This is a genomic window from Bradyrhizobium sp. CCGUVB14, assembly GCF_024199935.1.
In the GTDB taxonomy this organism is placed as follows: Bacteria; Pseudomonadota; Alphaproteobacteria; order Rhizobiales; family Xanthobacteraceae; genus Bradyrhizobium.
In genome coordinates this window covers 1,327,407-1,343,230 of the sequence record NZ_JANADS010000001.1, presented here as the reverse complement: position 1 = coordinate 1,343,230, position 15,824 = coordinate 1,327,407, and the positions used below count along the sequence as shown (strand labels likewise).

The following is a 15,824-nucleotide window of genomic DNA, read 5'->3' as shown; positions in this document are numbered from 1 at the left end:
TCTCTCCGATAGGCCAGGGCTTGTCTGTTTGCGCGCTGAGACAGGAGATCGAAGGCATGGCCGACCGCTCGAAAGATTCAAATGAGCACATGCTCGTCGCTTCGCGCCGCCAATTCTTGCGCGAGGGAGGCACGCTTGTTGGAGGTGCGGCTGTCAGCGCGGTCGTCGGCGGAGATGCTCTCGCAGACCCGCTCAATGGCGAAAATCTGCCGCCGAACGTCCCCGAATGGATGAAGTCGCCCGGCGATCCTGTCGGCAGCCAGCTCTACGGGACGCCGTCTCCGTTCGAAAAGAGTGTCACGCGAAACATACCGAAAAGTGGCGAACCGGTTTTTTGGACGTCCAGTCGCACTCCCCTTCAGGATCTGGATGGCATCATCACCCCGAACGGGCTTTTCTACGAACGTCACCATTCGGGTGTTCCGGCGATCGATCCGGCCCAACACCGCCTGATCGTCCACGGACTCGTCGACAATCCTCTCATTTTCACGATGGATGACCTGAGACGCTTCCCATCTGAATCACACATCTACTTTCTCGAGTGTTCCGGTAACCCCGGGTTCAAGAAGCCGTACGGCAAGACAGCATCTGACTTGGTCGGCTTGGTCAGTTGCGCCGAGTTTACCGGTGTCAAGCTCAGCCATGTGCTGCAGGAAGCAGGATTGCGGCGCGAGGCAAAGTGGATCGTCGCTGAAGGCGCAGATGCAGCCGCATTGACACGCAGCATTCCGATCGAGAAATGTCTCGACGACGCGCTGCTCGTCTATAGCCAAAACGGTGAGCGGCTTCGTCCGCAGCAAGGCTATCCCTTGCGTCTATTCTTGCCGGGCTTTGAAGGTAACATGAGCGTAAAGTGGCTGCGCCGCCTGCATGTCATTGCCGAGCCGGTCTATTCTCGCGAAGAAACGTCGAAGTATACGGACCTCTTGCCGGACGGTAAGGCGCGAGAGTTCACGTTCTACATGGACGCAAAGTCCATCATTACCCATCCGTCCGGCGGCCAAAAGCTCAAGTCGCATGGCTTCCACGAGATATCGGGTATCGCATGGACTGGCCGTGGCAAGATCAAGCGCGTCGACGTCTCGGTCGACGATGGCAAGAGCTGGCAAGAAGCACAGCTACAGGAGCCGGTACTTACGCGAGCTCTAACGCGCTTCAGACTGCCATGGCGATGGGATGGCAGCCCCACCGTGATCCAAAGCCGGGCGATCGACGAAACTGGCTATGTTCAGCCGACATTGTCTGACCTGGTCGGCGTACGCGGCGATAACTCGTTCTATCACAACAACGCAGTCCAACCCTGGCGGGTTGCCGCGGACGGCGAGGTTACCAATGCAAATGCGTAATCTTTTGATTGCGAGTTCCGCCGCATTATTCCTGGTCTCGGCGGCGCATTCGGAGTCCTCGGTTAAACTCGGGATTGGACGTACAGCGACTAAAGCTGAAATCGCTGGCTGGAATATTGATATTGACCGCAATGGGACGAATCTGCCGCCAGGCAAAGGCTCGGTCGGCCTCGGCAGGGAAGTGTTCGATCAACAGTGCGCCGCCTGCCACGGCTCGAAAGGTGAAGGCGGCGTCGGTGATAAGCTTGTTGGCGGACAAGGTACATTGGCCACGCCGAATCCTGTTAAGACCGTTGGATCCTATTGGCCTTACGCGACCACTTTGTTCGACTACATTCGCCGAGCCATGCCGCACCCTTCCCCCCAATCGCTCAGCAATGAGGAGGTCTATGCGGTCACAGCTTATGTTCTTCATCTCAACGGCCTGCTACCCGACAACGCCGCCTTGGATGCGAAGAACCTGCCCGCCATCAGGATGCCCAACCGCGATAATTTCGTTGGAGATCCCCGTCCAGACGTAAAGTGACTTGTGTCAACGTTCACTCGGATGGCTCAACTATGATCACGGGGCTGACCCAAAAACTTCGCTCGATTGTTGGCGCGCGGCTCCCTCGACTCGTGCTCTTCATTTCGCGGCCCATAGAGACGTCGGAGACCCTGTTCTACAGCATGATGTTCGATGAAGTGGTGATCGAGCCCTCGGCTCAACCATCTCGCCGTAGCGGTCAACCGGAGCGGCAAACCGCCAACGTTCTTTGGGGAACTCGGATCTCTCCCTCCGTGGTCTCCGGAGGACGACCCGCATGTGAAGCCGGTTCCGCTATCCGTACCCTAGGGACGCGTAGCGAGACGCTTGTCTTCCAGGAGATTGGATGCGCGACTGTCACATTATTGCTGACCAAGATGACCGATATCGTCCCTGACGATCCAGTTCTCGAAGTCAGCATACCCACCCAAACGACCAGCACGGGTGTGGTCCTGGGCCGAGACTTTCAGAACAGAACGCCTCGCCTCGGCGGCGCACAGTTCGCCCTCATTGAAGAGGGAGACGAACTCCGACAATTCATAGCTGACGCCGCCAAAGCCGGCCTCTACGAACGGCTTCTTGGCGGCCCGACGGGCCTCGAATCTTGACCGAACGGACGACGGGACGATTTCTTAGAGCGGATGGCGCTTATCCATCGCTAGGATTGGGCACTTCCGGATCATCCAACAAGTTGTCGAATACTCGTGCGGCAGGTCTCGGAGTTCGGTCCGATAGCCTCAGTCGCCATAGTGAGCGCTCTACCGTGATTCCGCGAAGCTCTACGGCCTTCAGATAGCCCAGCCGGACTTGGTCTCTCGTCGCAACAGTTGAAACGATGGAGACGCCAATACCCGCCGCCACCGCCTGCTTGATCGCGGCCGTGCTGCCGATCTCCAGAAACCGAAGCGGCTCGATGTTGTTCGACGCGAGCGCCTGCGCCACGACTTCGCGCGAGCCTGATCCCGGCTCACGCAGAATCAATACCTCCCCTCCTAGAAGCTGAGGGTCGATGGGTTCCATCGCCGAAGCGAAATCATGATGCTCCGAGACGATCAACTTCATGACGTCGGTTCGCCATTCCTCCGCTACCACAACACCTTCGTCGATCGGTCCCTCGACCAGGCCAATATCTATTTCTTGTGCCGCCATCTGCTCGGCAATCTCGCGCGTATTCGCGCTGACAAGATGGAGATCGATCCCAGGGTATGCCCTATGAAAGGCCCCCAGATAAGGAGCGAGCATGTAGGTGGCAATCGTCGTACTTGCACCAATTCGCAGCGATCCGTTGTTCAGGTTGCGCTTAGACGAGAGCATTTCCTCCGCTGCGCGCTCGGCGGCAAATAGATCCTCCGCATACTTCAGCAAAGCGAGGCCTTCCGACGTGGGCACAACGCCTTTTTGAGACCGGTTAAGCAGCCGGCAGCCGACCTGAAGTTCGAAGTCCCGCACTCCCTTTGACAGTGCCGGTTGGCTTAGATTCATTCCTTCAGCGGCGCGAGAAAAGCTGCCCGCTCGGGCTACCGCCACGAACATCCGGAGCAAATGAAGGTTGAGGGCCATAATTCCCCATTATCGGTTCATGACAAATTGATATTTTCCAAAATCGCTCGTGTCACGCATATTTTGTTCTCTTTAGGGGAACGAGATGTCGGATCAAGTCGATGGCACCAAGAAGTCCACGCCTGCTGTTTCAGCCATTTCAGCGGCATCCTCGGTTCTTCCCGGGATAGTCCTCTGCGCTGCAGTCACAGTAGTAGCGATCAGTCTTCAGATGGCACAGGAATCGAGCTTTGGTCATCCCTACCTAGAAGCGATCGTGATCGCCATTCTCGTCGGAACGGCTATTCGTACCTTTTGGACGCCGGGCACCCGCTGGCGAGCAGGCATCGCCTTCAGCGCGAAGCAACTGCTGGAAGTTGCCGTCGCATTGCTAGGTGCCTCGATTACGTTCTCGACGATTGCAGGTTCTGGTCCAATTCTACTGGTGGCGACCGTCTGCGTTGTCATTCTGACCATCGTGATCAGCTACGCGGTGAGCCGATCTCTCGGGCTTTCAACCCGTCTTTCCATTCTAGTCGCGTGTGGAAACTCAATCTGCGGAAACTCGGCTATTGCCGCTGTGGCACCTCTGATCGGTGCGAACTCCGATGAAATTGCCTCGTCGATCGCCTTCACTGCGATTCTAGGTGTCATCGTTGTTCTGGGCCTGCCGTTGCTCATTCCGCTCTTCGCTCTCTCTGAGGTTCAGTACGGGATACTGGCGGGCATGACCGTCTACGCTGTACCGCAAGTGTTGGCGGCCACCATGCCGGCCAGCCTCGTCAGCACGCAGATCGGCACCGTCGTCAAGCTGGTGCGCGTCATGATGCTGGGGCCGGTTGTCGCTTCAATCGCCTACCTGGCGCGCGGCCTGCGCACTGACGGAGCGGCGAGATCGTCAAATCAGAAGCTCTTCAAAGCAGTACCGTGGTTCATCATCGTGTTTTTTGCGTTGGCGGCGTTGCGGTCCCTATCTTTGATTCCCGACAACTTCATCTCGCCCATCCGCTACATCGCGAGCATCTTCACGGTCCTGTCGATGGCCGCGCTGGGTCTGGGCGTGGATCTTCGCGTAGTCGGACAGGTCGGAGCCCGAGTGACGGCCGCTGTAACGTTATCGCTCATCTTCTTGATCGCAGTCAGCTTCTGTCTCGTTCGCTACGTGATACCGACCTAGCGCAGGATGGATTGATCTGTATCCACGATGGCCGGTGATCACACCCGTCAGGTGGAGACAAATGCCGATCTGGCTTCCTTTACGGATCCGGAGATAAACCTGTGTACCTCCTTGATGCGCCGCGTCTCGTGCGTGTCGGGATGAGACGTTATCCAATAGTTTCGAACGAAACGAACCTCTGGTAGTAAGCGTCTCAACTCGGGAAATCGCTGCGCCGCATAGTCGTGAAGAATGCCAACGCCGTGCCCGGCTCGGACGGCCTCCATTTGTGCGACCACGCTTCCGCATTCGTATCGACGTGACATCAGCCGACCGAGAACAGCGGCGTAGTCCAGAGCGCGACTGTAAGCAAAATCCTCGACATGCGTTACGAACAAGCGGCCGGCCAATTCGGCTTGGCTGGCGATCGGTCCCTCGCGTTCGAGGTAGCTCTCTGCGGCGTAGACGCTCAGCGTGTAGTCCGTCAGCTTCGACAGGATAAGTCGCCCCTGCTTGGGACGATCCAAGGTAATCGCGATGTCCGCCTCGCGCCGGGACAGCGAAAATGTTCGAGGCAACGGAACGAGCTGAACCACCAGCTTCGAATGGCTCGCGGCGAGCGCTCCGAGACGATCCGCAAGAAAGTAATTTCCCAGGCCGTCGGGGGCGCCGACGCGCACGGTACCAACGATCGCCTCCGTGGCTCCTCCAATACTGGAGCCGACTCTCAGAAACTCACTTTCGGCGCGCTCGGCGGCAGCGACCAACGCTTCCCCCGCTGCGGTCAAAGTGCAGCCGGTTGTGTGTCGCTCGATCAGCCTGGCGTTCAGGCTCCGCTCGAGCGCCGTAAGCTGTCGCGCAACGGTCGCATGATTGAGCCGTAAGCTTTTCGACGCTTTCAGGATCTGTCCCGCTCTTGCGACTTCAAGAAATATCCGCACCCGTTCCCAATCCATCGACTACAATTTCCGCACAACGGAGCCGCGAATTCGGCCGTTGAAGTGCGATTTTAGGCGCTCCATACCCAAACGATCAAGCTTCGTTTGGAGAAACAAGACCATGCAGGCGACCATTCCGAATTTCATCAATGGTGAGTTGGTGCCAAGCCAGGGCCCCCGCACCACGGCCGTTTACAATCCGGCCACCGGCGAACAATCGGGAATTCTGGGACTAGCATCAGCACAAGATGTTCGGTCCGCGGTGATCGCTGCTCGGAAGGCATTCCCGGCTTGGGCGAATACACCTCCTCTACGACGCGCTCGCATCCTCAACCGCTTCCTTCGGATTCTCGAGGACCGCATCGACGAACTCGCGCAGATCATTACCGCGGAGCACGGCAAAGTCCTTTCAGACGCCAAAGGCGAGATCCAGCGCGGCATGGAAGTGGTGGAGTTCGCAACCGGTGCACCGCAGCTTCTCAAGGGCGAGGTTACAGAGAACGTCGGAACGCGCGTTGACAGCCACTCGCTACGTCAGCCGCTTGGTGTGGTCGCCGGGATCACACCGTTCAATTTCCCGGCTATGGTTCCGATGTGGATGTTCCCAGTCGCCCTCGCCTGCGGCAACACCTTCATCCTCAAGCCCTCCGAGCGCGATCCTTCCACGTCCTTGGTTCTCGCGCAGTGGCTGAAGGAAGCTGGACTTCCCGACGGCGTCTTCAACGTCGTCCAAGGTGACAAGGAAGCCGTGGACGCGATCTTGTCTGATCCCGATATCGTTGCCGTCAGCTTCGTCGGCTCGACCCCGATCGCCCGCTACATTTACGAGACGGCGACCCAGCACGGAAAGCGATGCCAGGCGCTTGGCGGCGCGAAGAACCATATGATCGTCATGCCAGATGCCGACATGGATCAGGCTGTCGACGCGCTGATGGGGGCGGCCTATGGCTCCGCCGGCGAGCGCTGCATGGCAATCTCGGTGGCGGTGCCGATCGGCGACACCACCGCAGACAGATTGATCGAAAAGCTCGCGCCAAAGGTCCGCGCTCTGAATATCGGTCCGGGGACGGACTCTGAAGCCGAGATGGGCCCCTTGGTGACCAAGCAGCACCTCGACAAGGTCCGCGGATACATTGATGCTGGCGTCGACGAAGGTGCAAAGCTTGTCGTCGACGGCCGGGATTTCCGGCGTCAGGGGTATGAAAAGGGATACTTCATCGGCGGATCACTCTTCGACAACGTCACGACCGGTATGAAGATCTACCAAGAGGAGATCTTTGGACCTGTGCTCGCCATCGCACGCGCCAGGTCATATGACGAAGCAGCCGAGATGATCAACGAGCACGAGTTCGGCAACGGCACTGCCATTTTCACGCGAGACGGCGATGCGGCCCGTGAATTCGCGCATCAGATTCAGGTGGGCATGGTCGGCATTAACGTGCCAATCCCCGTGCCAATGGCATTTCACTCCTTCGGTGGCTGGAAGGCATCTCTCTTCGGCGATCATCACATGCATGGTCCCGAGGGGGTACGCTTCTACACCAAGCTCAAGACCATCACCACGCGGTGGCCGACCGGCATTCGATCAGGTGCAGAGTTCGTTATGCCGACGATGAATTGATCTAATACCGGGCGAAGACCGCATCGGTTTTCGCCTGGCCTTGCGGCCGATTGCTGAAGGATACTCTCTGGACAAACCTCAAGGAAGCTCGGCGCGCATCTTCGCCGCAAACTCGCCATATGTCTCGGCGAGCTCGTCGAGTACTTTACCGCGTAGCAAGCCCAATGTTGACGCGTCGGGCCGTGCCGTTAGACTAGGCTGATCCGCATGGTGGAATCTGAAGCCGGTCGAAGCCTTGATTTCATTGAGATCGTATCCGGGGTGAATGCTGTCGAGAATGAACCCTGGATGCGACTTGTCGAAGCGAAAGAGGCCCTTGCCCGTTAGCAGTGCGATCGGCCCCCCACTTCTAAAGACTCCCCTTTCGCTCACGCCGGGCGCGCTGACAAAATCAACTTTGTCGACGAGAACGCGCGGCGAATGTTCCTCGCGGAAGAGTATGACCCGAGGAACGACAAAATACAGATATGCCGACCCGAAAGATCCAGGCCAGCGCACGTCCGATTGCGGATAGCCGCCCGCGCCCACGAGATTGACGTTGCCGACCCCATCGATTTGGCCGCCGCCAAGGAAGAACGCATCAATGCGTCCCTGCGCCGCGCAATCGAACAGCTCGGCCGAGCCATTGGTGAAGAAGTTGTGATCAACGGAGCCGAGCACCGAAATGCGGGGGACAGGCTCTCCCTTGGCAGCTTTCATTGCGCGCAGGAGCATGGCTCCAGCGGCGGGGATCGGCGACGAGGCGCCTACAGCTACGTGTTTGACGCCATCCAATAGCTGCGCGATGGCGTAGATCAGTATCTCGCGGGGATGGATGGCGGTCACGATACTGTCTCCGACCTGACGTCAGCCATGTATCTGGAGAATCCCTCGGCCGTTCGTGCCGCCCGCGCATAGCGATTGAGTTCCGTCACGTCCGGGGGATATTCGCCCCACAAGCCATATGGCCATGCGCCTCGCGAGGCTTGTCCGACAGCCCCAATGTAGAGGGCTGGCAACACACCTGCGGCCGTCAGTTCATCCGCAAGTAGATTTTCCTCCACGATGCGCTCGACCGTGACCAACGTGATGGTTGACGCATAGGCCATAGCCGCGAGCTCACGACGACGGCCGATCCAGACGTTTCCGAAACGGTCTGCCATCGGGGCGTGAAAGATAGCTACGTCCGGCTTGATGGCTGGGATCAGGACGATCGGATCGGCGGTATCAGCAAGCGGATTGTCGAGGACGCGCCAGTCTTCCCGGTGCCGAAGCACGTCTGTGCCGATCAGCCCCCGCATCGGCAGAAATGGAATGCCTTTCTGTGCAGCCATCAAGCCGGCATGAATCGCCGGACACGTCGCGTCCTTCAGGCGAATCGAGCCGTCCTTCACGGCGGCATTGAATCGAGGCGCGCCGCCTGCCTCCCCCAATGAGACAGCGCTCGTCTCGACCGTCCCGACCAGGCCGGCTCCGATGAGTTGATCAACTTCCAGGCCTCCAGTCGGCACACAGACCAGATGAAGGTCATTCGCACCCCGCCGGATCATTTCGCGCGTCATGGCCATCGATACGCCGGCGTAGTCTACCGGCAGCGCGATGGTCATTCCACGCTCGATACATTTCGCCATTTCGCCAAGAGAGCTCGCCAAAGATGCCTCCGCTTGCTTCACAGTAGGTACGTCGTACGGGACGTTGTCGGCGAGCGACCAATCATCGGCAAGGTCACCCCAGGTCACGCCAATGCAGCGTACAAATTGCAATCAGCGCCGAGTGAGCCGGCACTGATCACTGCGCTAAGCGGCGACTACCCGCAATGATCTGCGCAGACCTTCGAGACAGCTCGCGCTTCTACGCGCGCGACGCCATCGATCCTTGCAGTCTGGCCAGCTTGTATTCGCTCTCGTGGCTGCCTGGCTTCAAGAGGCTGCGCTCCTGGAGCAGGCTCTGGGCGAGTGGCAGCTTGTTCGCGCGAAGAGCCGCCTCAAGAAGGTACTGATCGAAGATGTCGCGCTGAGCGTGACTTGCACCGATCGGACCAGTGACGTGACGCAGCGGCAGAATTCCGCCCACGACATCGTCATATCGACCTTGCTCGAATGCAATGATACTCTCACAGAGCGGAACGCCGAGCCTACGGATAACGCCGCTTGCGTAGCGGGTCTCGTCGCCGGCATAGTTCTTCATCGATTCGATTACCTTCTGGGCCGCCTCGAAGCGACGCTCATGTGCCAACGACATCACACAATGAACATCGGTAAAGATCAGCGCATGATCATCGATGTGCGTCTCGGCGTGATCGGCGAGAGCCCCCCATCGGTTCCCGACATCGACACCACAGAACTCGAGCCGGGCGAGAAGAGACGCGGCGTTCTGAATATCGAGATAGAAGTCGGATTTGTCGCCTTTGATGGCCTCATCATAGAGCTGCAGCGCGCCATCGAGACGTCCCGCGTCGATGTTGAACAATGCCTTGTGCCACCACAGGTGACGCCGAAACGGATTTCTATCGTTCCACTGGTCGAGAGGATGATTGAGCCATTTCAGCCCCTCGCCGTGACGACTTTGCATCTCCAGCACGTGCGCGACGGCATGCAATGCCCATAAGTCGTCTGGGCAGATCTCGACGGCCTCGCGTCCACAACGTTCGGCGTTCGCGTATTCACCGTTCTCCTCAAAGCCAAACGCAAGCATGCCCAGAACGTTACCGTAGCCGGGCATGTCTTTGCTCCAACTCGCCAGCACGGATGCAGGGACCGCGCGCAGAGCGCGGGTCTGCCCCATCCAGAAGCAGTTGAAGTGATGAAGCCGCAAGGCAAGAAGGTCGTGGGGGTGCTCGAAAAGAATTTGCTCCCAGCAGGTGTTGGCGGCCATAAGATCGCCGGCAATCCAGAGGCCCAACGCTTCGACGTGGCGTCGCTCGCGGGTGTTTGCGTTGCCTAGGGTCGATTGAGCATCCTTGAAAGCAGCACGCGCCTTGTCCATGACCAAGAACGTGCCGAAGACCATGAAGAAATAGCCACGCAAGCAATGCGCCAGGCAGAACTGCGGATCGGCATCCAACGCTTCCTTTGTCAGGGGCATTGCCGTCGTCCGGTACTCGAGAAAGCTCTTGACCGCCCGATTATAGGAAGTCACGGCGGCCTCGTTCTGGCTGCTAAGTTCCAAACCTCGATCGTCGAACATAGGACCTCTAAAGTCTGTCGTTTTCGGTTGAAGATATTCACGGCGAGCGTTCGAGGGCCCTTCACGCCTCGGGCGCTACACCCGCAAAAGGGAAGGGATACTCAAATAATCAAGCAGTGGCGCGCGTCCTAGTCTGGAGACGGACCTACAAAGCTGTTGCGCGTGTGCACGATCGCCTGCACGGAGCGCGCAAATCTGCACTTCACCGCCTGTTCTTGGGACTGCATTTGCGACGCCCATTCGTTTGCGCTTGGAGCATCTTATTTCGCGTCATTTTCCAACTTAAGCAAACGAGATAAATTCACGCACCAATTCAAAAATAATGAAGTCAAGTTCGCAGCCGGTCACCGGCAGAGGTAAGGTCGCGTAGCAGCACGGGTGCTGTCCCTTGTCCGGCAGCATTCGCTATTGAAACGAGCAGCCTGAAAGACCATTCGGCGCACGCCGAACCGGCGCCTACACGGAGGCGGCGTGGCCATGGCTTATCATTTGTGTGATCGCCTCCGCCGAATATCCAAGAACCTCAGACAAGACTTGGCGAGTGTGTTCACCCAGCGCCGGAGCGGGAGACTGCTTCCCGGCATTCAGATTGATTGGAAGAGTTTGTGGCATTCTGACCGATCCCAAAACCGGGTCATCGACGGCATTCAAATCTCTGGCGCTCAGATGTTCGTCGCTGGCCATATCCTCAATAGATTGGATTGGCCCGACGCCAAGCGATTTCGATTCGAAAGCTGCGATAACGGTCGTCCGATCTCTTTCCCCTATCCAGGTCGCGACCCAAGCCTCAATCTCGTCGCGATGAGCGGTGCGTTGCGAGAGGGTCGCGAATCTAGCGTCGGAAGCCCAGTCAGGACGGCCGACCAATGCCGCGCAGCGCGCGAATTGTTCATCATTCTGAACGGAGAGGCATATCCATTTGTCGTCCGCCGTCTTGAAATGCCCCGTTGGGGCCCCTCCAAGACTGTGATTGCCGTCTCGCTGCCAAGCCTCTCCAGTAGCTTCATAGTAGGAAATGAGTGGCGCAATCATTCGGAACGCGACGTCATAGAGCGCGACATCGACCGACGACATCGGCTCCATTCCGCCCTTTCGCTGATAGAGCGCCAACACCGCGCCGAACGCGCCAAGCACTCCCGTCATGAAGTCGCAGACTGGTACGGCACCACCTGCCCTCATGGGCGGTCCATCGCGCTCACCCGTCAGGTTGCTTAGCCCGCAAAATCCCTGCGCGACCGGATCGTACCCGCCCCGCTTCGAATTTGGTCCAATTCGGCCAAACGCAGAGACATGCACGACGATCAATCTCGGATTCAACGACTGGAGCGCTTCGTCGTTGAGTCCAATTTTGTCAAGTACGCCGGGCCGCAGGCTATCGATGAGCACGTCACCGGTCTTCAAGAGATCCCGCAAGATAGAAAGGCCACCGTCGCGGGTGATGTCGAGCACGACCGACTTTTTGTTTCGGCTGTTTACCTGCCAAAACGCGCTGGTTCCATTGACCATGGGACCAAACTGCCGAAGTACATCGCCCCGCCCCGGCCGCTCGATCTTGATTACTTCTGCTCCGTTGTCAGCAAGCAGTGTCCCCACGAAAGGTCCAGCTATGAGCTCGCCTAGCTCAATCACACGCGTCCCGGCGAGCGGCTTTGCGAAGGAAGTCGTCATGATGTAGGTGCCCCACTTACAATAGGATGCGTCGATTGCACGACGCTTTCGAAAAAGAGCCCGGCATGTACATTTGCACACGCCGGGCTCGAGTAGCGGGGCCTGCGGGCCCCTGATCCGACCGGGAGGCGGCCGAAAAGCGTATCTCCGATTTCGGACGAGCGAAGAGCACCGTCATGAGCCCTTTTCCGAGGCGGACGAGGCTCCTAAGCCTCATCCGGCGAGATGGTCGATCGGGCCCTGCCCAGCCCTCAGACAGGCATCCTATTCGGCAGCATCGCGGCCTTGGCTTCGCGCAACGTGGGCGTAACCGTCACGTGTCTGCGGCATCTTCATGCCAAGCACGCGCGAGGCCACCAAGGTTCTGAGCACTTGAGCAGTTCCGCCGGCAATGGTGAACATGCGAGCATCTCTCACCGCGCGCTCCATTGGATAATTGCGCGAGTATCCCCGAGCGCCGAAGAGCTGCAATGCCTGGTTGGTGACGTTGTTGGCGGTCTCGGAAGCGATGATCTTCGCTTGGGCGGCCATGAGAGGGTCCGGAAATGGATTCGCACTCAAAGCGGCTTGATGCAACGACAGGCGCGCGGCATTCACGGCTACGGCCATGTCGGCCACCATCCATTGCAATCCTTGAAATTCCGCAATGGGACGACCGAACTGCTCACGCTCCTTCACGAAAGCAAGAGACTTTTCGAATGCGCCTTGCGCGATGCCGAGCGCCACAGTGCCCGCGCCGACGCGCTGGCTGTTATAGGCGTCAATCAGATCAGCGAAGCCACGACGAAGCCCGCGCGGCGGCAGGACGAGCATATCGTCCTTGACCTCAAGGTCCTCGAAAATGATCTCCGTTTCGGGAATTCCGCGAAGCCCCATCGCCGGCTCACGCTTGCCGACCTTCAAACCCGGGGTCCCGGCAACGGCCAAAAACCCTCCGATCCCCTGCTCCGATCCCCGTTCGTCGAAAATACGGGCAAAGATCAAGTGCAGCTTGGACACACCGCCGCCAGTGATCCAGTGCTTCTTGCCGTTGATGACATACGTGCCGCCACGCTTGTCTGCACGCGTGGTCATCTCGGTAGCGGCCGAACCGGCATTCGGTTCGGTAATGCAGATCGCGGGCTTGTCGCCGGCGAGCACCAGCTCCGCCGCCATCCGCTTCTGCTTCTCGGTACCGTACTGCATGACGGCTGAGATCGCGCCCATGTTGGCTTCGACCGTAATACGCCCGGTAGCACCGCATACGCGGGCCATTTCCTCGATGATGAGGGTGGCCTCAAAGAAGCTACCGCCGCGACCGCCATACTCCTTAGGCACCGTGTACCCCATGAACCCGGCTTCGGTCAGCGCCTTCACGTTGTCGTAGGGATAGGCCTCCGTTCGGTCTACCTCTGCAGCCTTTTCGGCGAATTTGGACTCTGCAAGCTCGCGCGCAGCGGCTTTCAGCTTCTGTTGCTCAGGCGAGAGCTTCATATCCATAGGGGGTGAATCCTCTTCGGGTACGGGACGGTCAGCCGTTTTCACTCCGCAGACTATCGAAAGGCAAACGAATATTTTGCGAGCCAGACTTCAAAATATGTTAAGTTGTCTGTCATGAGCATCAGACAGCTTCGCACACTCGTGGCCATTGCAGATGGCGGTAGCTTTAACGCGGCCGCCCAGCGGCTCTACATGACCCAGTCGGCGGTCAGCATGCAGATGAAGGCCTTGGAAGTCGACATGAGAGCCAAGCTATTCGACCGCACCATCAGACCGCCGGTTCTCAATAGCAATGGATGGCGCCTTGTCGACGAAGCCAGACAGATTATCGAACGCTACGATGCCCTTCGGCTGCTTGCATCGACTCCTTCGACGGGCCTTACGGGTTCTCTGCGGCTTGGCGTTATTCCCTCCGTTGCGACGCACCTTCTTCCTCAAACGCTATCAAAATTGCGGAACGAGCACGCGAGCTTGAGAATTCAAATTCAAAGCGGCCTGTCTCCCGAACTTGCCTTTAAGGTTGAGGAAAAGCGCTTGGATGTTGCAATCGTTACGGAGTTGGAGCGCCTGGATCCGTCGATCGCCTTTGAGCAGATATCGGAAGAAGAGCTTAAGGTTGTCATTCACAAGGATCTGGCCCGCGGTTCGATCGGGGAACTGCTGCGAACATACCCATTCGTTCGCTTCAATCCTGCCATGGGAGTTGGACGAGTAATCGATTCGACGTTGCGCGCACGTCGAATTCTGGTGAATGACTTCATGGAGTTCGACTCCATCGAGACAATGATCAGCATTGTGAGGCTCAAGCTCGGAGTGACCATTATTCCAGTCGGTCTGTTTTCTCCCGACCTCGACGCTCTAAAGTCGATTTCGTTCGATCCACCGGTTCATAGACGAATCGGGATTTTGGCTCGTCGTGGGACGATTGATGCCCCTACCGTTCGCGCGGTCGCTGACGCATTCAAATCATTCGTAACGGCGCCCCGCTCCACGCCCCGCAAACGTAAGCGATAGTCGGAGCGGCTATTCGACTTGAACTCCCGCTGCTCTAACTCGTTAACGCGAAGCCATAGCCTGATCGAGGCGAGCTGAACCAAAGCGATGTAGTTCGTATCGCAGCTCTGGGATCGGCCTCTGGTCCGATCAAGTCACCTTCAAGCGGAGAGCGCTCTGTTGAAGATATATGATCCCAAAAAGGATCAGACCGAAGACGATTGGATGAATCCAGTCGTGATGAAAGACCATCAACTGCAGGACGAAGGCTGCGATGTCGATCGGCACCAACAGCAGTAGGGCGGCCCACGGCGAGAGACGCGGCACTAGAACACCAACCCCACCGATAACCTCCAAAGCCCCAGTGAAATACATAAACCAGAGCCCCAGGCCCAGATGGTTGAAATCTTCAATCATCATGGGTGTTGCCACCAATTTCATCGCACCGGTAGCAATGAAAACAAAGCCCATGAGGCCACGCAGAACCCAAAGACTCATTTTCCCGGGATTCAGTACTGACTCTTCAGACATACGATCACACGCCCATTCTAATGAGTGATGGTCAAATCAATTCCGCAAAGTCATCCGGCTAGAGCGGATGACCTTGTTATGCGTGATCTCAGGAACTATCAGACTTGGCTCCAGCCGCCGTCGACGCAGAGTTCGCTGCCTGTCAGATAGGATGAGTCATCGGAGGCCAAGAACAGGACGGCTTTTGCGATCTCATCGACGGTGCCGCTGCGGTGCATCGGAATTTGGGCATGAACTTGGGTCTTGGTCTGCTGAATCATCTCCTCGCTCACACCCGATTTGCGCGCCTGGTCAGTGTCGATGTAGCCGGGCGCCATGGCGTTCACTCGTATGCCCTTGTCGATGAGTTCTACCGTGAGCGAGCGTGCCAGCGAACGAATGGCAGCTTTGCCTGCCGAATAGACGCTGACATAGGGCATGCCCTTGGTGGTCAGGGTCGTGGTGTTGAGGACAATCGAGCCCCCGGATGTCATGAGCGGCAGGAGCTTCTGGATCGTGAAGTAGGTTCCCTTGAAGGTGCAGGCGACCGTGAAATCGAACTCCTCCTCCGACATATATTCAAACATGTTCGGTCGCGCCGCACCTGCGTTCGCGAAGATGATGTCGACGCGGCCGTGCTTTCTCTCGACAAACGCACGAAGCGCCTCAATGTCCGCCATCTTCGAAATATCGCAGCCGATCGCGGCGGCGCCGTTTCCGATGCTCTGCGCCGCGGCATCGAGCCTCGCCTGATCCCGCCCGGTGATGATGGCCTTCGCACCCTCGCGTGCGAACAGCTTGGCTGTCGCCAGTCCCATCCCATCGCTGCCGCCGGTGATGACAGCGACCTTACCGCCTAGTTTACCCATATTTCGTCTCCTAT

General features: G+C 58.0%; 15 protein-coding genes. 6 read left to right on the top strand and 9 right to left on the bottom strand.

Translation table 11 applies throughout. The features are described from left to right. The first annotated feature begins 89 nt into the window (after positions 1–89). From soxC to NLM32_RS06405, 3 genes are read left to right on the top strand one after another with little or no spacing between them, the layout of a single operon-like run. Positions 90–1,346 carry a sulfite dehydrogenase gene (soxC, locus tag NLM32_RS06415; RefSeq protein ID WP_375143624.1) on the top strand — a complete coding sequence of 419 codons (1,257 nt, stop codon included), beginning with the start codon at positions 90–92 and terminating at the stop codon, positions 1,344–1,346. Further along, positions 1,333–1,872, top strand: a complete 540-nt coding sequence (locus NLM32_RS06410) for a c-type cytochrome (RefSeq protein WP_254108904.1) — start codon at positions 1,333–1,335, stop codon at positions 1,870–1,872. The genes soxC and NLM32_RS06410 overlap by 14 nt, the downstream gene beginning before the upstream one ends. A gap of 32 nt (positions 1,873–1,904) precedes the next feature. Then, a complete protein-coding gene (locus NLM32_RS06405; RefSeq protein ID WP_254128393.1) occupies positions 1,905–2,480 on the top strand; it encodes a hypothetical protein in 576 nt (191 codons plus the stop codon). 40 nt (positions 2,481–2,520) lie between these two features. Here the strand turns inward: NLM32_RS06405 and NLM32_RS06400 are convergent, their stop codons facing one another. After that, positions 2,521–3,432 carry a LysR substrate-binding domain-containing protein gene (locus tag NLM32_RS06400; RefSeq protein ID WP_254128392.1) on the bottom strand — a complete coding sequence of 304 codons (912 nt, stop codon included), beginning with the start codon at positions 3,430–3,432 and terminating at the stop codon, positions 2,521–2,523. 85 nt (positions 3,433–3,517) lie between these two features. Between NLM32_RS06400 and NLM32_RS06395 the strand changes: the two genes are divergently transcribed. After that, entirely contained in the window at positions 3,518–4,588 is a 1,071-nt protein-coding gene (locus NLM32_RS06395) for a YeiH family protein (RefSeq protein WP_254128391.1), read from the top strand. Positions 4,589–4,635: 47 nt separating this feature from the next. Here NLM32_RS06395 and NLM32_RS06390 read toward each other — a convergent pair whose 3' ends face one another. Next, the gene (locus NLM32_RS06390) at positions 4,636–5,523 is read right to left on the bottom strand and encodes a LysR family transcriptional regulator (RefSeq protein WP_254128390.1); all 888 of its coding nucleotides are present in this window, start codon (positions 5,521–5,523) and stop codon (positions 4,636–4,638) included. 103 nt (positions 5,524–5,626) lie between these two features. Between NLM32_RS06390 and NLM32_RS06385 the strand changes: the two genes are divergently transcribed. Then, positions 5,627–7,126, top strand: coding sequence for a CoA-acylating methylmalonate-semialdehyde dehydrogenase (locus NLM32_RS06385; protein ID WP_254128389.1), 1,500 nt, complete (start codon positions 5,627–5,629; stop codon positions 7,124–7,126). 78 nt (positions 7,127–7,204) lie between these two features. Here NLM32_RS06385 and NLM32_RS06380 read toward each other — a convergent pair whose 3' ends face one another. The 5 genes from NLM32_RS06380 to acdA all read right to left on the bottom strand — a co-directional run bounded on the left by NLM32_RS06380 (position 7,205) and on the right by acdA (position 13,438). Then, a complete protein-coding gene (locus tag NLM32_RS06380; protein ID WP_254128388.1) occupies positions 7,205–7,951 on the bottom strand; it encodes a CoA-transferase in 747 nt (248 codons plus the stop codon). Then, complete coding sequence (locus NLM32_RS06375; protein ID WP_256568395.1) at positions 7,948–8,736, bottom strand: CoA transferase subunit A; 789 nt, start codon at positions 8,734–8,736, stop codon at positions 7,948–7,950. The genes NLM32_RS06380 and NLM32_RS06375 overlap by 4 nt, the downstream gene beginning before the upstream one ends. A gap of 220 nt (positions 8,737–8,956) precedes the next feature. Continuing rightward, positions 8,957–10,291 carry a tetratricopeptide repeat protein gene (locus NLM32_RS06370; protein WP_254108912.1) on the bottom strand — a complete coding sequence of 445 codons (1,335 nt, stop codon included), beginning with the start codon at positions 10,289–10,291 and terminating at the stop codon, positions 8,957–8,959. Positions 10,292–10,747: 456 nt separating this feature from the next. Further along, complete coding sequence (locus NLM32_RS06365; RefSeq protein WP_254128386.1) at positions 10,748–11,959, bottom strand: CaiB/BaiF CoA-transferase family protein; 1,212 nt, start codon at positions 11,957–11,959, stop codon at positions 10,748–10,750. 264 nt (positions 11,960–12,223) lie between these two features. Then, positions 12,224–13,438 (bottom strand): 3-sulfinopropanoyl-CoA desulfinase, encoded by a 1,215-nt coding sequence (gene acdA / locus NLM32_RS06360; protein ID WP_254128385.1) that lies wholly within the window; start codon positions 13,436–13,438, stop codon positions 12,224–12,226. 114 nt (positions 13,439–13,552) lie between these two features. On the opposite strand from acdA, the gene NLM32_RS06355 reads away from it, so the two are divergent. Further along, a complete protein-coding gene (locus NLM32_RS06355; RefSeq protein ID WP_254128384.1) occupies positions 13,553–14,452 on the top strand; it encodes a LysR family transcriptional regulator in 900 nt (299 codons plus the stop codon). A 129-nt stretch (positions 14,453–14,581) separates the two neighbouring features. Here the strand turns inward: NLM32_RS06355 and NLM32_RS06350 are convergent, their stop codons facing one another. Next, positions 14,582–14,962: a DoxX family protein gene (locus tag NLM32_RS06350; protein WP_254128383.1), complete on the bottom strand. Its 381-nt coding sequence runs from the start codon at positions 14,960–14,962 to the stop codon at positions 14,582–14,584. A 98-nt stretch (positions 14,963–15,060) separates the two neighbouring features. Next, on the bottom strand, positions 15,061–15,810 hold the full coding sequence (locus NLM32_RS06345; protein ID WP_254128382.1) for an SDR family oxidoreductase: 750 nt from the start codon (positions 15,808–15,810) through the stop codon (positions 15,061–15,063). Between the last annotated feature and the right edge of the window lie 14 nt (positions 15,811–15,824).

What these genes read in the sequence shown, in the direction of transcription:
- NLM32_RS06390 (WP_254128390.1), bottom strand. Translation starts at nt 5,523, where the DNA reads ATGGATTGGGAACGGGTGCGGATATTTCTTGAAGTCGCAAGAGCGGGA.
- NLM32_RS06375 (WP_256568395.1), bottom strand. Translation starts at nt 8,736, where the DNA reads ATGGCGAAATGTATCGAGCGTGGAATGACCATCGCGCTGCCGGTAGAC.
- NLM32_RS06345 (WP_254128382.1), bottom strand. Translation starts at nt 15,810, where the DNA reads ATGGGTAAACTAGGCGGTAAGGTCGCTGTCATCACCGGCGGCAGCGAT.
- NLM32_RS06400 (WP_254128392.1), bottom strand. Translation starts at nt 3,432, where the DNA reads ATGGCCCTCAACCTTCATTTGCTCCGGATGTTCGTGGCGGTAGCCCGA.
- NLM32_RS06410 (WP_254108904.1), top strand. Translation starts at nt 1,333, where the DNA reads ATGCAAATGCGTAATCTTTTGATTGCGAGTTCCGCCGCATTATTCCTG.
- NLM32_RS06350 (WP_254128383.1), bottom strand. Translation starts at nt 14,962, where the DNA reads ATGTCTGAAGAGTCAGTACTGAATCCCGGGAAAATGAGTCTTTGGGTT.
- NLM32_RS06385 (WP_254128389.1), top strand. Translation starts at nt 5,627, where the DNA reads ATGCAGGCGACCATTCCGAATTTCATCAATGGTGAGTTGGTGCCAAGC.
- NLM32_RS06395 (WP_254128391.1), top strand. Translation starts at nt 3,518, where the DNA reads ATGTCGGATCAAGTCGATGGCACCAAGAAGTCCACGCCTGCTGTTTCA.
- acdA (WP_254128385.1), bottom strand. Translation starts at nt 13,438, where the DNA reads ATGGATATGAAGCTCTCGCCTGAGCAACAGAAGCTGAAAGCCGCTGCG.
- NLM32_RS06365 (WP_254128386.1), bottom strand. Translation starts at nt 11,959, where the DNA reads ATGACGACTTCCTTCGCAAAGCCGCTCGCCGGGACGCGTGTGATTGAG.
- NLM32_RS06370 (WP_254108912.1), bottom strand. Translation starts at nt 10,291, where the DNA reads ATGTTCGACGATCGAGGTTTGGAACTTAGCAGCCAGAACGAGGCCGCC.
- NLM32_RS06355 (WP_254128384.1), top strand. Translation starts at nt 13,553, where the DNA reads ATGAGCATCAGACAGCTTCGCACACTCGTGGCCATTGCAGATGGCGGT.
- soxC (WP_375143624.1), top strand. Translation starts at nt 90, where the DNA reads ATGCTCGTCGCTTCGCGCCGCCAATTCTTGCGCGAGGGAGGCACGCTT.
- NLM32_RS06405 (WP_254128393.1), top strand. Translation starts at nt 1,905, where the DNA reads ATGATCACGGGGCTGACCCAAAAACTTCGCTCGATTGTTGGCGCGCGG.